This window comes from Streptomyces sp. CNZ301, from assembly GCF_004217425.1.
This window is the reverse complement of sequence record NZ_SHLG01000001.1, coordinates 3,449,421-3,467,661: the sequence shown is the minus strand read 5'-3', so window position 1 is coordinate 3,467,661 and position 18,241 is coordinate 3,449,421. Positions and strand designations below refer to the sequence as shown.

The window sequence follows — 18,241 nt, the reverse complement described above, 5'->3', positions numbered from 1 at the left end:
CGCAGGCTTGTACGGCACACTGATTGAAGCGGGGTTCTCCCGCGTACGACCCCCGAGCCGGTGCGCCGGCCGTGAGCACCCCTTCAGCACCCGTCGAGGAAGGCACCGCCGCATGGTGGAGATCAAGACCCCGGAACAGATCGCGAAGATGCGCGAGGCGGGCCTTGTCGTGGCGGCGATGCACAAGGCCTGCCGTGAGGCCGCCGTCCCGGGGGCCAGCACGAAGGACCTGGACGAGGTCGCCGCCAAGGTCCTCGCCGATCATGGAGCAAAGCCCAACTTCCTGGGCTATGGCGGCTTCCCGGGCAACATCTGCACGTCCGTGAACGACATCGTCGTGCACGGCATCCCCGACAGGGAGACCGTCCTCAAGGACGGTGACCTTCTCTCCATCGACGCCGGCGCGATCATCGACGGCTGGCACGGCGACGCCGCGCTCACGGTCTTCGTCGGCGAAGGCCACTCGCCGGAGCTCCGTGAGCTGAGCCGGGTCACCGAGGAGTCCATGTGGGCCGGCATCGCCGCCGTGCGCAAGGGCAACCGGCTCGTGGACGTCTCCCGGTCGATCGAGGGCTGCATCCGGCGCCAGCCGCGGCCCGCCTCGGGCTCGTACGGGATCGTCGAGGACTACGGCGGGCACGGCATCGGCTCCCAGATGCACATGGACCCCCACCTGCTGAACTATGTCGATCGGCGTCGCGGGCGCGGGCCGAAGCTGGTGCCGGGGCTGTGCCTGGCCATCGAGCCCATGGTGACCCTGGGCACGTCCAAGACGCACGTGCTGTCGGACGACTGGACGGTCAAGACGAACGACGGCAGCTGGTCGAGCCACTGGGAGCACTCCGTGGCCCTGACCGACGACGGCCCGCTCGTGCTGACCGCGCCGGACGGCGGCAAGGCGAAGCTCGCAGAGCTGGGCATCACGGCAGCACCCGATCCGCTCGCCTGACGTGCCGCGGGCGCGGTCCCGGCGATCGGTCCCTGTGGGCCCGGCGGCCTCCTGGCCGCGGCGGCGAGTGTGAGCCGACTTCATCCGCGGGAGCATAACGATCTTGGGAGCCGGGGAGGCTACCCGAATTCGTCTTTGCGGGACGCGTATCGTAGACTGGCTCGTCGGTCCCGGGGTATTGGTATGCCCGGGATCACCCCAGGTAGCCGATCCCGGAAGGTGAAGCGCTAGAGCATGGCCAAAAAACAAGGGGCCATCGAGATCGAGGGCACGGTCGTCGAATCTCTGCCGAATGCGATGTTCAAGGTGGAGCTTCAGAACGGGCACCAGGTTCTCGCGCACATCAGCGGCAAGATGCGGATGCACTACATCCGTATCCTTCCCGACGATCGGGTCGTGGTGGAGCTCTCTCCGTACGACCTGACCCGCGGGCGGATCGTCTACCGCTACAAGTAGCTCACAGATCGAGCCGTTGACCCACGTCCGTGGGCGGCGGCCTGACCCGGAGAACCTCATCCATGAAGGTCAAGCCGAGCGTCAAGAAGATCTGCGACAAGTGCAAGGTGATCCGCCGTCACGGCCGGGTCATGGTCATCTGCGACAACCTGCGCCACAAGCAGCGCCAGGGCTGAAGCACACCAGACCACGAGCCTTCGCACAGATCGCACTCTTCGCGCGACGCAAGTGAAAAGTACATACGCAGACGCCCGACCCCCCGCCTGATGTCTCATGCCGGTGGGGACGACACCCTCGGTCGGAGGCCGGGGACCTTGTTCACGGGTGCGTGTACGGCACTGCCGTACGGCACGAACAACAGGGGACGGCGCTGCGGCAGACCTCCGCAAAGCAATCAGGAGCCCAAGTAATGGCACGCCTCGCAGGCGTCGACCTCCCGCGTGAGAAGCGCGTCGAGGTCGCCCTCACCTACGTCTTCGGCATCGGTCGAACCCTTGCCCAGCGGACCCTTGGTGAGACCGGGATCAACCCCGACACCCGGGTGCGGGATCTGGCCGAGGAGGACCTCGTCAAGATCCGCGAATACGTGGACAACAATCTCCAGGTCGAGGGTGACCTCCGCCGTGAGATCCAGGCCGACATCCGCCGCAAGGTCGAGATCGGCTGCTACGAGGGCCTGCGGCACCGCCGCGGCCTGCCCGTCCACGGCCAGCGCACCAAGACCAACGCCCGCACCCGCAAGGGCCCGCGTCGCGCGATCGCCGGCAAGAAGAAGCCGGGCAAGAAGTAGTCCGCACCGGACACGCTGCAAGCGGTCCGTGTTGCAGGACCGACGACCTCCACAGGAGTAAATCCATATGCCTCCGAAGGGCCGTACGGCCGGCGCCAAGAAGGTGCGCCGCAAGGACAAGAAGAACGTCCCCGCCGGGCACGCTCACATCAAGAGCACGTTCAACAACACCATCGTTTCGATCACCGACCCGACCGGCAACGTGATCTCCTGGGCCTCCGCCGGCCACGTCGGCTTCAAGGGTTCCCGGAAGTCGACGCCGTTCGCCGCGCAGATGGCCGCCGAGAACGCGGCCCGCCGCGCTCAGGAGCACGGCATGCGCAAGGTCGACGTCTTCGTCAAGGGCCCCGGCTCCGGCCGTGAGACCGCGATCCGTTCCCTCCAGGCCACGGGCCTCGAGGTCGGCTCCATCCAGGACGTCACCCCGACCCCGCACAACGGCTGCCGCCCGCCGAAGCGCCGCCGAGTCTGACCAGCTGAAACAGGAGAACTGAGACATGGCGCGTTACACCGGGGCCGACTGCAAGCGTTGCCGTCGGGAGAAGCAGAAGCTCTTCCTCAAGGGAGCTAAGTGCGAGAGCGCGAAGTGCCCGATCGAGATCCGTCCTTACCCCCCGGGTGAGCACGGTCGCGGGCGCACCAAGGACTCCGAGTACCTGCTGCAGAAGCGCGAGAAGCAGAAGGCAGCGCGTATCTACGGCGTCCTGGAGAAGCAGTTCCGCGGGTACTACAACGAGGCCAACCGCCTGCAGGGCAAGACCGGCGACAACCTGCTGCGCATCCTCGAGACCCGTCTGGACAACGTGGTCTACCGGGCCGGCTTCGCCAAGTCCCGCGACCACGCCCGTCAGCTGGTCCGGCACGGGCACATCACCGTGAACGGGCGCAAGACCGACATCCCGTCGGCCCGCGTGTCCGTGAGCGACATCATCGAGGTCCGCGAGTCCTCCCGCAGCCTCACGCCTTTCCAGGTGGCGGCGGCGGAGGCCGGCGAGAAGACGGTTCCGGCCTGGCTGGAGTCCATTCCGTCGAAGCTGCGGATCCTCGTCCACTCGCTGCCCGAGCGCCAGGTGATCGACACCCAGGTGCAGGAGCAGCTGATCGTCGAGCTGTACTCGAAGTGATTCGGGTCCGGTCCGGCTGCTGATCGCGAGCTCTGCTCGGGACAGCGGTTCAACCGGGGTGGGTGGTACGGCACTCGGATGTGCCGTGCCGCCCGTACCCTGTCAGTACGGCATCAAATAGCGGTTGCCGAAGACTGGAGGCACAACCACATGCTGATCGCTCAGCGCCCGTCCCTGACCGAAGAGGTCGTCGACGAATTCCGCTCACGGTTCGTGATCGAGCCGCTGGAGCCGGGCTTCGGCTACACCCTCGGCAATTCCCTGCGTCGCACGCTCCTCTCCTCGATTCCCGGAGCCGCTGTCACCAGCATCCGGATCGACGGTGTCCTGCACGAGTTCTCGACCGTGCCGGGCGTCAAGGAGGACGTCACCGACCTCATCCTCAACATCAAGTCCCTGGTCGTCTCCTCGGAGCACGACGAGCCGGTCGTGATGTACCTGCGCAAGCAGGGCCCCGGCCTGGTCACCGCCGCGGACATCGCACCGCCGGCCGGTGTCGAGGTGCACAACCCCGACCTGGTCCTCGCCACGCTCAACGGCAAGGGCAAGCTGGAGATGGAGCTGACGGTCGAGCGCGGCCGCGGCTACGTCTCCGCCGTGCAGAACAAGCAGATGGGCCAGGAGATCGGGCGCATCCCGGTCGACTCCATCTACTCGCCGGTGCTCAAGGTCACGTACAAGGTCGAGGCGACCCGTGTCGAGCAGCGCACCGACTTCGACAAGCTGATCGTCGACGTCGAGACCAAGCAGGCCATGCGGCCGCGCGACGCCATGGCCTCGGCCGGCAAGACCCTGGTCGAGCTCTTCGGCCTGGCCCGCGAGCTGAACGTCGACGCCGAGGGCATCGACATGGGTCCGTCCCCGACGGATGCCGCGCTCGCCGCCGATCTGGCGCTGCCGATCGAGGAGCTGGAGCTCACCGTCCGTTCGTACAACTGCCTGAAGCGCGAGGGCATCCACTCCGTGGGTGAGCTCGTGGCGCGTTCCGAGGCGGACCTGCTCGACATCCGTAACTTCGGCGCGAAGTCGATCGACGAGGTGAAGGCGAAGCTCGCCGGAATGGGCCTCGCCCTGAAGGACAGCCCGCCCGGATTCGACCCGACGGCCGCCGCCGACGCCTTCGGCGCGGAGGACGACACGGACGCCGGCTTCGTCGAGACCGAGCAGTACTGAGCCTCGCCGAGCGGTTCTGATCCACGGGGACGCATCACGCGGCCCCGTTGCCCCGGCCGGGAATCCGCCCGGCCGGGCCCCTTGGCTCTGATGGGCCTGAGGGGACACCCATTCCGGTACCTGATACGGCCGGAACTGCCACCGGTACCTGATACGGCCGGTGCAGGAACACAGAAGGAGAAGCACGATGCCGAAGCCCACCAAGGGTGCCCGCATGGGCGGCAGCGCCGCGCACCAGAAGGCGATGCTGGCGAACCTCGCCACGGACCTTTTCGAGTACGGGCGCATCACCACCACCGAGGCGCGGGCACGTCGGCTGCGTCCCGTCGCGGAGCGTCTGATCACCAAGGCCAAGAAGGGCGACCTGCACAACCGTCGCCAGGTCATGCGCACGGTCACGGACAAGAGCGTGGTCCACACCCTCTTCACCGAGATCGGCCCCCGCTACGAGAACCGGCCGGGTGGCTACACCCGCATCACCAAGATCGGTAACCGCCGTGGCGACAACGCGCCCATGGCCGTGATCGAGCTGGTGGAGGCCCTGACCGTGCAGCAGCAGGCTGTCGGCGAGGCCGAGGCCGCGACCAAGCGGACGGCGAAGGACGCACCGGCCAAGAAGGCGCCTGCCAAGAAGGCCGCCGCGAAGAAGCAGTCCGAGGAGGCAGCGGCCGAGGCCGATGCCGCACCCGAGGCCGAGGGCGGCGAGTCCGCGGCCGAGGAGTCGAAGGACGCCTGACACTCGTGGAGCTCGTGAGCGGGCCCGTTCCCTTCGGGGAGCGGGCCTGTTCGTTCTTCACAGGGAGAGGAACGGGAGGATCGGCCGCGTGACGGACGTGACGGACGCGGGGGACGAGACCTTCGGGACGGACGCGGGGGACGGGACCTTCGGGACGGACGCGGTGGAGCCCGGCAAGGTGAGGGTGCGGCTCGACCTGAGCTACGACGGCAAGGGCTTCTCCGGCTGGGCCCGGCAGCGGGGCCGACGGACCGTGCAGCAGGAGATAGAGGACGCCATCCGCGTGGTCCTGCGCCTCGGTCAGCAGGAGAACGCCACGCCGGTGGATCTGACCGTCGCGGGGCGAACGGACGCAGGAGTGCACGCGCGGGGTCAGGTCGCACACGTCGACCTGCCGGAAGAGGTATGGGCCGAGCACAGCGGGCAGCTGCTGCGGCGCCTTGCCGGACGGCTCCCGATGGACGTGCGCGTGTGGCGGGTCGCTGCGGCGCCCCCGCATTTCAACGCCCGCTTCTCGGCGATCTGGCGACGCTACTCGTACCGTGTGAGCGACAATCCCGGCGGCGTCGACCCGCTGCTGCGCTCGCACGTGCTCTGGCACAACTGGCCGCTCGACGTCGATGCGATGAACGCCGCAGCCGGGCATCTGCTCGGCGAACACGACTTCGCGGCGTACTGCAAGCGGCGCGACGGTGCGACCACCATCCGCACGCTGCAGCAGCTTCACTGGCAGCGGCACGACGACGGCGTGCTGGAGGCGACGGTCAAGGCCGACGCCTTCTGCCACAACATGGTGCGCTCGCTCGTGGGCGCGATGCTGTTCGTGGGTGACGGACACAGGCCCCCGCAGTGGCCGGGAGAGGTGCTGGCCCGGCAGGTACGGGATTCGGCGGTCCACGTCGTACGGCCGCACGGGCTGACACTGGAAGAGGTCGGATACCCGCCGGACGGTGAGCTGGCGGCGCGCAACCTCGCGGCGCGCAACAGGCGTTCGCTGCCCGACGCAGGTGCGGCGGCTACTGCCGGGTGCTGCTGAACTGCCGGTCCGGGGGCTGCTGTTGAACCTCCTGGGCCGGCCGCTACTGCTCGACGGAGGCCTCCGCCTGATCCTTGCCGCGCTTGAGGATGCGGGCGTAGGCGTACGTGGAACCGTCGCGGCCCGCCTGCTCCGCCTGGGTGTCGGACTCAGTGGAAGGCTTGCCGTTGGTGCGGCCCGAGATGGTGAAGTAGGCATATCGCCCGTAGGAGTTGGCGGTCGTACGGCAGGTGACGGTGCGGCAGAATTCGGGGACGCCGCCGCCCTTCAGCGCGACGAGGTTGGGCTTGTACTGCTTCTTCACCTTGGCCGCCGTCCTCGCGTCGTCGAAGACCGCGATGCCGACCGTGACGCCGAGCCCGCCGCGGGTGTAGGTGGCCCGGAAGAGGCTCTTGCACCCGTTGTCACTGAGTACCTCTCCGAGCCCGGCATGAGCGGCGTCGGTGCAGCCCTTGCTCGTATCCGTCGAAGCGCGCTTGTACGGACGGCCGTTGATGCTGACGCGCTTGGCGGGGAAGAGCGTGCCGACGTTGAGCGGGGCCTTGTCGGTCCTGGAGTCGGAGACGAAGTCACGGGGCGGGGGCGGTGGCGGCGGCTCGTCCTTGAACGTCGGTTCCGGCTGGCCCGCGGTGCTCGACGGCAGATCCTCAGGGGTGGGGAGCGTCTCCGAAGGCTTGCCGGAAGCACGGCCCCCGCTGCCCCCCTCGTTGACCACCGCGACGGCGACTATGCCGGCCACCACGACCGTGGCGAGCGCGCCGGCACCGGCTATCATCCAGCGGCGCTTGCGCGCGCGCTCCCGTTCCGTCTCTTCGGCGAGCGCCCCCCAGTCGGGAGTGGAAGAACCGCCGGGACCCTCGCCGGGTCCACCCTGCCCAAAGCTCATGGGCGCATCATATTCGGTTGGTTGCGGGTGATTGCCACCGTGAGCACGAGCCCGTTCGCCGCCCTGAAGTGACGCCTCTCTCGAGCACTTTCTCCCCTGCGGGGGCCGTTGCTCTCCGATCTCCCGTCCCGGACCGGAAAGGGGTCCCGGTCGCGCCGGCGGGTCCGAACGAGGCGGGAAGGCGAGGCCGCCACACCCGGTCCGGCGTGAACTGCGGGCGTCTGGCGGCATCTTGCCGGGGCCCGTGCTTTTCCCAGCCCCGACCCGTCCCCGCCCGGCCTGGTCCGCCACCGTCTGTCCTGGTCCGCCACCGTCCGTCCCGCCGCAGAGGACGCCGAGGAGGTGGGACGGGGCCCAACTGGCCGTCACCGTGGCGCACTCCGGCGACCAGGACACTCAACTGCGGTACGCACAAGCCCCCTTCGGTCGGCCCGCCGCGCACTGCGGCCTGGCCCCGGCCTTGCGGCCGGGCCCCGGTGCTGGGCGCGGACGGTGCCGTCAGGGAAGGAACGGTCTCGTCCGGAGAGGCGGGAGGCCGCGGGCGACGAACCGGGGTGAGCCCCCACGCCGAGCGGCGGGCCGGCGCGCGATGGGCGCGGCGGCGCGGGCCCGGCCGCATGGGCGCGGCGGGCGCAGCGGGGAGGCGGGGAGGCCGGCGGGGGCTTCGCGACGGTGAGTCGGAGCCGGTCACAGGGCGTGCGTGGCCCGCTTTGACCCGTACGGGTGCGCCCCGGTAAGCTGCCGGTTCGTTGTGTGTATTGGCTTGCTCATTCTCACGTGGGAGGGCCTTACACCCGGCCCATCGGCCGATGACCAGCGATCAGCACCAGCGGCTCGCGTCACCGTAGTGCGGTCAAGGCTGTCGTGATCTGCCAGGGCCTTGTCAGGACCTTTCCCGTGGCCCTCCGGGGCATGGGGAGACCCCGTCCTCTGGCCCTGCGGGCCCGGAGACCCGTCCCCTGGCCCTTGGTGGGCCCGGGGAGACCCCACTAGAAGAAGCGAAGGCTACGACAGTGCGTACGTACAGCCCCAAGCCCGGCGATGTAAAGCGCCAGTGGCACGTCATCGACGCGCAGGACGTTGTCCTGGGCCGTCTGGCCACCCAGGCCGCCACCCTTCTCCGGGGCAAGCACAAGCCGGTGTACGCGCCTCACGTCGACACCGGTGACTTCGTCGTCATCATCAATGCCGACAAGGTGCACCTGTCCGGCAACAAGCGGACCCAGAAGCTGGCGTACCGCCACTCCGGCTACCCGGGTGGTCTGCGGTCCGTCCGCTATGACGAGCTGCTGGAGAAGGACCCCGCGAAGGCCGTGGAGAAGGCCGTCAAGGGCATGCTCCCGAAGAACACCCTGGGCCGCCAGATGCTCTCGAAGCTGAAGGTGTACGCGGGTGACCAGCACCCGCACGGCGCCCAGCAGCCCGTGCCGTTCGAGATCAGCCAGGTCGCGCAGTAAGTCCGGCCACCAACCCGATACAGAGAGAAGTTGAGGAGAATCGTGGCCGAGACCACTGCTGAGACCCCCGTCGAGGGTGTCGAGGAGTACACGTCCGAGACCCCCGAGGCGCCGGAGGAGTTCACCTCCGAGTCGCTCGCGTCCCGCTTCGGCGACCCGCAGCCGGCCGCCGGCACCGGGCGCCGCAAGAACGCCGTCGCCCGCGTCCGTATCATCCCGGGCAGCGGCAAGTGGAAGATCAACGGTCGCACCCTCGAGGGCTACTTCCCCAACAAGGTGCACCAGCAGGAAGTCAACGAGCCCTTCAAGGTGCTCGAGCTGGACGATCGCTACGACATCGTCGCCCGCATCAACGGCGGCGGCATCTCGGGCCAGGCGGGCGCGCTGCGCCTCGGTGTGGCCCGTGCGCTGAACGAGGCGGACACGGACAACAACCGCGGTCCGCTCAAGAAGGCCGGCTTCCTCACGCGTGACGCTCGTGCCGTCGAGCGCAAGAAGGCCGGTCTGAAGAAGGCCCGCAAGGGCACGCAGTACAGCAAGCGCTGACGCGCCGCGCCGGCTGCGCTGTTCACAGCAGCGATATTGAACCGCCCCGGGGTACGAAACCGTCCCCCGGGGCGTTCGTCTGTGAGGATGACGGGCGCGGGGCGGGTCACGCGGGCGGTGCACAGGCGTCGCCGGGGTGGCATGCCTGCCGCGTGCACTCGGTATACAACGCGTGGCGACGGGCACCTTTGGTGAGTGCGGGCGGCGCGTGGGCGTGCCGGGCGCGGGGGAGAGCGGAAGGCCGGGGCCCGGCGGGTACCTTGCACGGATGAGGACGGGCTCGGGCTTTCCCGTCAGGACCGGGTGGTGTCCGGTTCGTGTTCGCCTCATATGCGGCTTGTATACAGCTCGTATCCGGTCGGGAGCCGCCCTCGGCCCGGTACTCGGACTCGACTCGGACTCGGAGGAACCACAGTGGGACGACTCTTCGGAACGGACGGTGTGCGCGGTGTCGCCAACGAGGGACTGACCGCCGAGCTGGCGCTCGGCCTGTCGGTCTCGGCGGCGCATGTGCTCGCTGAAGTGGGCTCGTTCGAGGGGCACCGGCCGGTGGCCGTGGTCGGACGGGACCCACGAGCGTCCGGGGAGTTCCTGGAGGCCGCGGTCGTCGCGGGTCTGGCGGGCGCCGGCGTCGACGTACTGCGCGTGGGCGTGCTGCCCACCCCGGCCGTCGCCTACCTGACCGGCTCGCTCGGTGCGGACCTCGGCGTGATGCTCTCGGCGAGCCACAACCCCATGCCCGACAACGGCATCAAGTTCTTCGCGCAGGGCGGCCACAAGCTCGCGGACGAGCTGGAGGACCGCATCGAGGCGCTGTACCGCGAGCACGGCACGGGCCAGCCCTGGGAGCGTCCCACGGGCGCCGCGGTCGGGCGCGTGCGCGACTACGACGAGGGGTTCGACAACTACGTGGCCCACCTCGTCGGCGTGCTGCCGAACCGGCTCGACGGGCTGAAGGTGGTCATCGACGGGGCTAACGGCGCGGCCTCCCGCGTCTCCCCGGAGGCGTTCGCGCGCGCCGGTGCCGAGGTGTTCACCATCGGCGCCGACCCCGATGGGCTCAACATCAACGAGGGCTGCGGCTCGACGCATCTGGACGGGCTGCGCGCGGCCGTCGTGGAGCACGGGGCCGACCTGGGAGTGGCGCACGACGGCGACGCGGACCGCTGCCTGGCCGTCGACGCCCGGGGCGAGGTCGTCGATGGCGATCAGATCCTCGCCGTGCTCGCCCTGGCCCTGCGCGACTCGGGGCACCTGCGCAAGGACACCGTGGTGGCCACGGTCATGTCCAACCTCGGCTTCAGGCTCGCCATGGGCCGTGAGGGCATCGAGGTGCTGCAGACGGCGGTCGGTGACCGCTACGTGCTGGAGGAGATGAAGCGCGGCGGATACGCCCTGGGCGGCGAGCAGTCCGGGCACGTGATCGCGCTGGACCATGCCACCACCGGCGACGGAACGCTGACGGGGCTCATGCTCGCCGCACGCGTCGCCGCGACCGGCAAGTCCCTCTCGGAGCTGGCGAACGTCATGGAGCGCCTGCCGCAGGTGCTGATCAATGTGCGGGACGTGGACAGGAGCCGGGTGGACACCTCCGCCGAGCTGGCTGCCGCCGTCACGGACGCCGAACGGGAACTGGGCGAGACGGGCAGGGTGCTGCTGCGCTCGTCGGGCACCGAGCCCCTGGTGCGGGTGATGGTGGAGGCCGCCGACAGCGAGCAGGCCGAGTCCGTCGCGGGCCGCCTGGCCGACGTGGTGAAGAGCTCGCTGGGCTGAGCGCGGGAGGGCCCGGCCGGCGCCCGCGACGGGCAGGGCCCGGGCCCTTCACAGCTTCCGCAGCGAGAGCCGCCGGACCTTGTGGTCCGCGCCCTTGTGCAGTTGCAGCGTCGCCCGGCCGCGCGTGGGCGCGATGTTCTGCCGCAGATTGGGCTCGTTGACGGTGCGCCACGTCCGGCGCGCGAAGTCCAGCGCCTCCTCCTCAGTCACCTCCGTGTAGCGGTGGAAGTAGGAGCGCGGATCCTGGAAGGCGGTCTCCCGCAGCGCGCGGAAGCGGTTCAGGTACCACTCCTCGATGTCGCTCGTACGGGCGTCGACGTAGACGGAGAAGTCGAAGTAGTCGGAGACGGAGAGGCGGGTGCGGCCGTCCCTGCCCGGCAGCGCGGGCTGGAGGACGTTCAGCCCTTCGACGATGAGGATGTCGGGCCGCCGTACCGTCAGCCGCTCCCCGGGGACCCGGTCGTAGACGAGGTGCGAGTAGACGGGCGCCGTCACCTCCGGCTTGCCCGCCTTGACGTCGGCGACGAAGCCGAGCAGCGCGCGGCGGTCGTAGGACTCGGGGAAGCCCTTGCGGGACAACAGGCCGCGCTCCTCCAGCTCGGCCGTCGGCAACAGGAAGCCATCGGTGGTGACCAGTTCGACGCGGGGGTGCTCGGGCCACCGGGCGAGCAGCGCCCGCAGCAGCCGGGAGACCGTGGACTTGCCGACGGCGACGCTGCCCGCGACTCCGATCACGAAGGGGGTTCCGCGCTGAGCGCCGTCCCGCCCCCGGCCGGCGTCGCCGAGGAAGGTGTTCACCGCGGAGCGCAGCCCGTGCGTGGCCGCGACGTACAGGTTGAGCAGGCGGGAGAGCGGCAGGAAGACCTCCCGCACCTCGTCGAGGTCGACCACGTCGCCGAGGCCGCGCAGCTCCTCGACCTCGGCGGCGTTCAGGGGCAGCGGCGTGCGTTCCCGCAGAACGCTCCATTCGGCACGTGAGAGATCCACGTAGGGCTTCGTCGGCACGGGATCATTCTGCGCCGTTCTTGTGGCCTGAATCAGGCGGGGGAGGGTGCGGAACGCCCGGCGGGGGACGATTGAGGGGCGCGGCGGAGAGACCGGAGCGACCTGCACGGACCTTCCGTGAAAACGGGATGTGCAGACGGTGTACGCGCGGGGGTCGGTGCCATTACGTTTCCTGCCATGTCCCTCCGCATCGGCCGCATGAGCCTGAAGCACCGCATACGAAGACGATCCCCCCTTGCCCAGGCGCCTCCCGACCGGGACTTCGCGGCCCGCATACAGGGCGATCTGGCACTGGACTACCTGCCGGACGAGGATCTGGCAGAGGATCTGACGGAGAGCCTCGACATGTACGTACTGGGCAGCAAGCCGCGGTGCGAGGAAGCCGAGTACCTGGAGCTCGTCGAGGACGCCATAGAGCGCATCGCACGGGGCAGCTGAGCGCCCGCCGCCGCCCGGCCGCGTCCACGCTCTAGGGTGCTCGCATGTGCGGAATCGTTGCGTACACGGGAGGGCGTTCCGCCCTTGCCGTCCTCCTCGACGGACTGCGCCGGCTCGAGCCCCTCGACTACGACTCGGCCGGGGTCGCCCTGCTCGTCGACGGCGGACTGGCCGCGGCGAAGAAGGCGGGGACGTTGGGCGACGTGCGGGAGGAGCTGAGGGTCCGTCCCCTTCCCGCCGCCACGACGGGGATCGGGCACATCCGCCGCGCCACGCCGGGGCCGCCCACGGACGTCAACGCGCATCCGCACATGGACGGTTCGGGCCGCGTCGCCGTGGTCCAGAGCGGCGACATCACGGGTCACGACCGGCTGCGGGGCGAACTCGCCGCCCGCGGCCACGAGTTGGTCTCGCAGACGGACACCGAGGCCGCGGCGCATCTGCTCGCCGAGCACTACTCCTCCTGCGGTGACCCCGCGGAGGCCATGCGCCAGGTCTGCCGGCAGCTCACCGGTGCCTTCGCCCTGGTCGCCGTACACGCCGACGAGCCCGAGGTGATCACAGGCGGGTGCGGCGGGCTGCCGCTCACGGTGGGCATCGGTGACGGGGAGACGTTCCTGGCGTCGCACGCCGCCGCGTTCGCACCGCACGCACGGGAAGCGGCCGATGTCGGCGACGGCCGGGTGGTGACGGTGCGCCCCGAGGGCGCCTGGGTCACCGACCTGGACGGTGTGCCGGTGGACCTGCTTCCGTACGACGTGCGGGCCGCCGGCGCCGGCGAGCCGGACACGCACCGGGGGCGGGACGAGGACGAGACCGTCGGGGGTGCCGGGTGATCGTCGGGGTCGGCATCGACGTGGCCGCGGTCGACCGGTTCGGCGAGGCGCTGGAGCGTACTCCGACACTGGCCGAACGGCTCTTCGTGGACGCCGAGTTGTGGCTGCCCGGCGGCGGGAGGCGAGGCGTGGCGTCACTGGCCGCCCGCTTCGCCGCGAAGGAGGCCCTGGCCAAGGCGCTGGGGGCGCCGGGCGGCCTGAGCTGGACCGACGCCGAGGTCGTACAGTCCGATTCGGGCCAGCCGTCGCTGCGGGTGCGCGGCACGGTGGCGGCACGTGCCGAGTCGCTGGGCGTGCGGGGGTGGCACCTGTCGCTGTCGCACGACGCGGGCATCGCCTCCGCCGTGGTGATCGCCGAGGGGTGACCTCCGCGGAGGGACGGCGTCCCCGCCGGCGCCGGTGAGCCCTCGTCATCTTCGTGTGGTCCGCCCCGCTGGTGCGCCGTCAGACTGGGGGCATGAGGACTGCTTACAGCGTGGAGACCGTACGGGCGGCAGAGCGGGAACTGATGGAGCGCCTCCCCGACGGTGTGCTGATGCAGCGCGCCGCGGCCGGCCTCGCGGCCGCCTGCGCGGGAATGCTCGGACGGACGTACGGCAGCCGCGTCGTGCTGCTCGTCGGAAGCGGGGACAACGGCGGCGACGCCCTGTTCGCTGGGGCACGGCTCGCCCGGCGCGGAGCCGGAGTGAGCGCTGTACTGCTGTCGCCCGAGCGGGTCCACGAGGGCGGCCTGGCGGCTCTGCGGGCGGCAGGGGGGCGGGCGCTGGTCGCTCCGGGAGCCGCCGTGGAGGGCGTCGCAGTGCCGGTCGAGCCGGTCATCGCGGGTGCGGACCTCGTCGTGGACGGGATCGTCGGGATCGGCGGCAAGGGCGGGCTGCGCCCCGCGGCGGTCGAGCTGATGGAACTGGTGCGCTCGCCGGTCGTGAGCGTGGACCTGCCCAGCGGAGTCGACGCGGACACCGGCGAGGTGCCGGGCGTGGCCGTACGGGCCGACGCGACGGTGACGTTCGGCGCGTACAAGCCCGGGCTGCTTCTCGATCCCGCACGGGAGTACGCGGGTGCGCTGCGGCTCGTCGACATCGGGCTCGGTCCGTTCCTCGAGGGGCGCCCGGCGGCGGAGGCCCTTCAGCACGCCGATGTGAGCGGGCTGCTGCCCCGCCCGGGAGCGGAGAGCGACAAGTACCGGCGCGGTGTCGTCGGGGTCGTCGCCGGGTCGGCGCGCTATCCCGGGGCGGCCGTGCTCGCCGTTTCGGGGGCGCTGCGCGGCGGTTCGGGAGCCGTGCGCTACGTGGGGCCCGCCGCCGACGCCGTGATCGCCAAGCACCCGGAGACGCTGGTGTCCGCGGGCCCGCCGAGCAAGGCGGGACGCGTCCAGGCGTGGGCCGTCGGGTCGGGCCTGGGGGATGACCGGGAGCGGCTGGACGACGTGCTGTCCGCGGAGGTGCCGGTGCTCATCGACGCCGACGGGCTGCGGCTGGCGGACGAGTCGGCGCTGCGCGCACGTACGGCACCGACCGTGCTGACGCCGCACGCCGGGGAGGCCGCCGCGCTGCTCGGCTGGGAGCGCGGCGCGGTCGAGGCGCGCCGGCTGGCGGCCGTGCGGGAGCTGGCGGACCGCACCGGCGCGACGGTGCTGCTGAAGGGGTCGACGACGGTCGTCGCCGGCCCCGGCGGCGTGCGCGTCAACCCGACGGGGAGCGGCTGGCTGGCGACCGCGGGCACGGGCGATGTGCTGTCGGGGCTGATCGGTTCGCTGCTGGCCGGGGGTCTGGACGCGCTGGACGCGGCTTCCGCCGGGGCGTACGTGCATGGTCTGGCGGGCCGGTTCGCACCGCGCCCGGCGGGTGCCTCGGACGTCGCGGAGGCGCTGACGGCCGCCTGGCGCGACCTGCTGCGGGACGGCGCGCCGACGCCTGCCTGACGTGTGCGGCCGGCCGAGGCGTCTTTCCGGCAGCCGGGCGCTTCTCGAAGAAGTGCCCGGGTGGGCGGTGCCCCTCCGTGATCATCGGGACGAGCAGCCGCACTCCCGCACGTCCGGCGGGCCCGTCGGCCCCCGCCCTGGGCGACCCGCCCTCGGCGAATGCCCGGGGATGCTCGCGCCTCGCCGTGCCTCGTCCGCAAGCGGTTCTCCCGCCCCCGCACGGCGGTTCGCCGCGGAACCGGGACGGGACGGAGAAAGGCCGTACCCGTCCACCTGAGACACTGGCACAGTGAACGACCGCTCCGGCCCCACCGCTTTCTCAGCGTCGCCCCCCACGGCTTTCCCGGCGCCGCACGGCACCGGCGTCTCCGCGCCGGGCGGCGCTGCCCCCTCCGCGACGACGGGCGCTGCGTCCTCGGCGCCGGCCGGCACGGAAGCGTGCCGTGCCCGCGCCGAGATCGACCTCGACGCCGTGCGCGCGAACGTCCGCACGCTGCGCGCCTGCGCACCGCGCGCGGAACTGATGGCGGTGGTGAAGGCCGACGGGTACGGGCACGGAGCCGTGCCCTGCGCCCGCGCGGCGCGCGAGGCGGGCGCGTCCTGGCTGGGCACCGCCACGCCGCAGGAGGCACTGGCTCTGCGCGCCGCCGGGGACACGGGCCGGCTGATGAGCTGGCTGTGGACGCCGGGCGGGCCGTGGCAGGAGGCCGTCGAGGCGGACATCGACGTCTCGGCGAGTGCGCTGTGGGCGCTGGAGGAGATCGTGGCCGCGGCCCGCAGGAGCGGCCGTACCGCGCGGGTGCAGCTCAAGGCGGACACCGGCCTGGGGCGCGGCGGCTGCCAGCCCGCCGACTGGCCGGGCCTCGTCTCCGCCGCACGCGCGGCCGAGGCCGAGGGAGCCGTGAAGGTCACCGGCATCTGGTCGCACTTCGCGTGCGCCGACGAGCCGGGGCACCCCGTCAACGCCGCGCAGCTCGACACCTTCCGCGAGGTGCTGGCGCTGGCGGAGCGCGCGGGTCTCGACCCGGAGGTGCGGCATCACGCCAACTCGCCCGCGACGCTTACCCTTCCCGAGTCCCACTTCGACCTCGTACGGCCGGGCGTCTCCGTCTACGGACTCTCGCCGTCCCCGGAGGTCGGGGTGGCGGCGGAGCTGGGGCTGCGTCCGGCGATGACGCTGAGCGCGTCGCTCGCACTCGTCAAGGAGGTACCCGCCGGTCACGGCGTCAGCTACGGGCACACCTACCGCACGCCGGGCCCGACCACCCTCGGGCTGGTGCCGCTCGGCTATGCGGACGGGGTGCCCCGGCACGCCTCCGGCACCGCGCCGGTGCTGGCCGCGGGCAAGTGGCGGACGGTGGCGGGGCGTGTGGCGATGGACCAGTTCGTGATCGACCTCGGCGGGGACGCGGCCTCGGAGGGCGACGACGTCGTGCTGTTCGGCCCGGGCGACCGCGGGGAACCGACGGCGGAGGACTGGGCGCGCGCGGCGGGCACCATCTCGTACGAGATCGTTACGCGCATCGGCGCCCGGGTACCACGCATCTATACGAACGAACGGGCGAATACGGGGGGTTGAGCGGATGACTGCCGTCGTGGAGGCCGAGGAGGTCGCGGACGCCGCGGCCCGCGCCGCCGAAGTGGTCACCCCCGGTGGCCGCCGGGGGTGGGGCCGAAGGGCCGGGCTCGCCGGTGCGACGCTCGGACTCGTCGCGGCAGGCGTCGCCATGGAGCGCATGACGGTCAACCGCGGGGTACGGCGCAAGGCCCGCCTCGCCCTGGACGCCTCCGGACCGTACGGCTCTCTGCGCGGCACTCCCGGCACTGCCCGCGCGGACGACGACACGGAGCTGTACTTCGAGACCGACGAACCCGAGTCGTACGAGGACGCCCCCGACCCCGAGGCCGGCGCCGGCTCCGGGCGCAGCCCACGAGGGGCTGCCCGTCAGGGCCGCCGGCGCACCGCGGACGGGCCGGCGCCCGCGGCAGCCCGTACCGCTGCCGCCGCGGCGGCCGGCGACGGAGTCGGCGGTCCGACCGTGGAGCCCGTGCGCATCGACGCCGGGACCGGTCGGGGCGTCGGGGCCGACGACGGCGACGCCCTGGCCGGGGGCCCGCCCGCCCCGCACCGCAGCCGCCTGATGCGCATGCTCAGACGCCGCTCCGGGCCGTCGCACGGCACGGAGGGAGCGGACGGGGCCTCGCGGAAGGCAACGGCCGCAATGCCCACGGTCGTCTTCACCCACGGCTACTGCCTCAGCCAGGACGTCTGGCACTTCCAGCGGGCCGCCCTGCGCGGCGCCGTACGCACCGTCTACTGGGACCAGCGCAGCCACGGCCGCTCCGGCCGCGGCCCCGCGGGCGAGGCGGTGACGATCGACAGGCTGGGCCGCGACCTGAAGGCCGTGCTCGACGAGGCCGCCCCGGAGGGCCCGCTCGTCCTCGTGGGCCACTCGATGGGCGGCATGACGCTGATGGCGCTCGCCGACCAGTACCCGGACTTCGTCGCCGAGCGCGTCACCGGCGTCGCCCTGATCGACACCAGCGCGGGCGGCCTCGGCGAGGTGACGTACGGACTGCCGCTTCCGTCCGCGGGCCTCAAGGCCGTCCGGCGGGTGGTGCCCGGCGTGCTCAAGGCGATGGTCGCGCAGAGCGCCCTGGTCGAACGGGGGCGGCGGGCCACCGCCGACCTCTTCGCCGGACTGGTCAAGCGTTACTCCTTCGGGGACGGGCCGAACGTCGACCCAGGGGTGGCACGCTTCGCGGAGCGCCTGCTCGAGTCGGTGCCGATCGATGTGGTCGCGGAGTTCTATCCGGCGTTCGAGGCGCACGAGAAGACGGCGGCGCTGGCGGCGTTCGACGGGTGCGCGGCGCTCGTGCTCGCTGGGGAGCGGGACCTGCTCACGCCGTACGCGCACAGCGAAGCCATCGCCGCCGCACTGCCCTCGGCCCGGCTGCGGATTCTCGAGAGGACCGGTCATCTGTCGATGCTGGAGCGTCCGCACGAGGTGAACGAGGCGCTGGCACAGCTGATCACCTGCGCCGTGACCGGCGACTGAGACCTCGCCGCGCACGCCGCGGGAAGCGCAGCACAGGGCACCCCCCGGCGCGCGTA

General features: G+C 71.4%; 19 protein-coding genes and 1 pseudogene. 18 read left to right on the top strand and 2 right to left on the bottom strand.

The genetic code is table 11. The features are described 5' to 3' along the window. The first annotated feature begins 112 nt into the window (after window positions 1-112). The 9 genes from map to truA all read left to right on the top strand — a co-directional run bounded on the left by map (window position 113) and on the right by truA (window position 6,264). Window positions 113-949, top strand: coding sequence for a type I methionyl aminopeptidase (map, locus tag EV375_RS14860; protein WP_130299868.1), 837 nt, complete (start codon window positions 113-115; stop codon window positions 947-949). A gap of 234 nt (window positions 950-1,183) precedes the next feature. Beyond that, a complete protein-coding gene (infA, locus tag EV375_RS14855; protein ID WP_003948620.1) occupies window positions 1,184-1,405 on the top strand; it encodes a translation initiation factor IF-1 in 222 nt (73 codons plus the stop codon). A gap of 62 nt (window positions 1,406-1,467) precedes the next feature. After that, the gene (gene rpmJ, locus EV375_RS14850; RefSeq protein ID WP_003956441.1) at window positions 1,468-1,581 is read left to right on the top strand and encodes a 50S ribosomal protein L36; all 114 of its coding nucleotides are present in this window, start codon (window positions 1,468-1,470) and stop codon (window positions 1,579-1,581) included. Window positions 1,582-1,814: 233 nt separating this feature from the next. Then, a complete protein-coding gene (rpsM, locus tag EV375_RS14845) occupies window positions 1,815-2,195 on the top strand; it encodes a 30S ribosomal protein S13 (RefSeq protein ID WP_028433879.1) in 381 nt (126 codons plus the stop codon). 67 nt (window positions 2,196-2,262) lie between these two features. After that, on the top strand, window positions 2,263-2,667 hold the full coding sequence (gene rpsK / locus EV375_RS14840) for a 30S ribosomal protein S11 (RefSeq protein WP_028433270.1): 405 nt from the start codon (window positions 2,263-2,265) through the stop codon (window positions 2,665-2,667). A gap of 25 nt (window positions 2,668-2,692) precedes the next feature. Further along, complete coding sequence (rpsD, locus tag EV375_RS14835) at window positions 2,693-3,319, top strand: 30S ribosomal protein S4 (protein WP_055485886.1); 627 nt, start codon at window positions 2,693-2,695, stop codon at window positions 3,317-3,319. A gap of 150 nt (window positions 3,320-3,469) precedes the next feature. After that, on the top strand, window positions 3,470-4,492 hold the full coding sequence (locus tag EV375_RS14830) for a DNA-directed RNA polymerase subunit alpha (RefSeq protein ID WP_055485885.1): 1,023 nt from the start codon (window positions 3,470-3,472) through the stop codon (window positions 4,490-4,492). A gap of 187 nt (window positions 4,493-4,679) precedes the next feature. Next, window positions 4,680-5,228, top strand: coding sequence for a 50S ribosomal protein L17 (rplQ, locus tag EV375_RS14825; protein ID WP_130299867.1), 549 nt, complete (start codon window positions 4,680-4,682; stop codon window positions 5,226-5,228). Window positions 5,229-5,391: 163 nt separating this feature from the next. Continuing rightward, window positions 5,392-6,264, top strand: a complete 873-nt coding sequence (truA, locus tag EV375_RS14820; RefSeq protein WP_130301859.1) for a tRNA pseudouridine(38-40) synthase TruA — start codon at window positions 5,392-5,394, stop codon at window positions 6,262-6,264. A gap of 43 nt (window positions 6,265-6,307) precedes the next feature. On the opposite strand, the gene EV375_RS14815 is transcribed toward truA, so the two are convergent. Next, a complete protein-coding gene (locus EV375_RS14815; RefSeq protein WP_207228121.1) occupies window positions 6,308-7,150 on the bottom strand; it encodes a hypothetical protein in 843 nt (280 codons plus the stop codon). A 1,013-nt stretch (window positions 7,151-8,163) separates the two neighbouring features. Here EV375_RS14815 and rplM point away from each other — a divergent pair. The 3 genes from rplM (at window position 8,164) to glmM (ending at window position 10,926) form a co-directional block, all read left to right on the top strand. Beyond that, complete coding sequence (gene rplM, locus EV375_RS14810; protein WP_130299866.1) at window positions 8,164-8,607, top strand: 50S ribosomal protein L13; 444 nt, start codon at window positions 8,164-8,166, stop codon at window positions 8,605-8,607. 42 nt (window positions 8,608-8,649) lie between these two features. Next, the gene (gene rpsI / locus EV375_RS14805; protein ID WP_055485881.1) at window positions 8,650-9,153 is read left to right on the top strand and encodes a 30S ribosomal protein S9; all 504 of its coding nucleotides are present in this window, start codon (window positions 8,650-8,652) and stop codon (window positions 9,151-9,153) included. A gap of 414 nt (window positions 9,154-9,567) precedes the next feature. Next, window positions 9,568-10,926, top strand: a complete 1,359-nt coding sequence (gene glmM / locus EV375_RS14800; RefSeq protein ID WP_130299865.1) for a phosphoglucosamine mutase — start codon at window positions 9,568-9,570, stop codon at window positions 10,924-10,926. A 48-nt stretch (window positions 10,927-10,974) separates the two neighbouring features. Here glmM and coaA read toward each other — a convergent pair whose 3' ends face one another. Next, window positions 10,975-11,967 (bottom strand): type I pantothenate kinase, encoded by a 993-nt coding sequence (gene coaA / locus EV375_RS14795; protein ID WP_130301857.1) that lies wholly within the window; start codon window positions 11,965-11,967, stop codon window positions 10,975-10,977. Window positions 11,968-12,108: 141 nt separating this feature from the next. Between coaA and EV375_RS14790 the strand changes: the two genes are divergently transcribed. From EV375_RS14790 to EV375_RS14765, 6 genes and pseudogenes are all read left to right on the top strand, one after another. Continuing rightward, complete coding sequence (locus EV375_RS14790; RefSeq protein WP_254665976.1) at window positions 12,109-12,369, top strand: hypothetical protein; 261 nt, start codon at window positions 12,109-12,111, stop codon at window positions 12,367-12,369. 44 nt (window positions 12,370-12,413) lie between these two features. Further along, window positions 12,414-13,130: pseudogene (locus tag EV375_RS14785) on the top strand (hypothetical protein); the annotation flags it as partial. A 71-nt stretch (window positions 13,131-13,201) separates the two neighbouring features. Further along, window positions 13,202-13,570 (top strand): holo-ACP synthase, encoded by a 369-nt coding sequence (locus EV375_RS14780; RefSeq protein WP_130299863.1) that lies wholly within the window; start codon window positions 13,202-13,204, stop codon window positions 13,568-13,570. A gap of 92 nt (window positions 13,571-13,662) precedes the next feature. Then, the gene (locus tag EV375_RS14775) at window positions 13,663-15,126 is read left to right on the top strand and encodes an NAD(P)H-hydrate dehydratase (protein ID WP_130299862.1); all 1,464 of its coding nucleotides are present in this window, start codon (window positions 13,663-13,665) and stop codon (window positions 15,124-15,126) included. Between the two features lie 457 nt (window positions 15,127-15,583). Next, complete coding sequence (gene alr, locus EV375_RS14770) at window positions 15,584-16,705, top strand: alanine racemase (RefSeq protein ID WP_486588734.1); 1,122 nt, start codon at window positions 15,584-15,586, stop codon at window positions 16,703-16,705. A gap of 4 nt (window positions 16,706-16,709) precedes the next feature. Further along, window positions 16,710-18,185, top strand: coding sequence for an alpha/beta fold hydrolase (locus EV375_RS14765; protein ID WP_165434740.1), 1,476 nt, complete (start codon window positions 16,710-16,712; stop codon window positions 18,183-18,185). The last annotated feature ends 56 nt before the right edge of the window (window positions 18,186-18,241 follow it).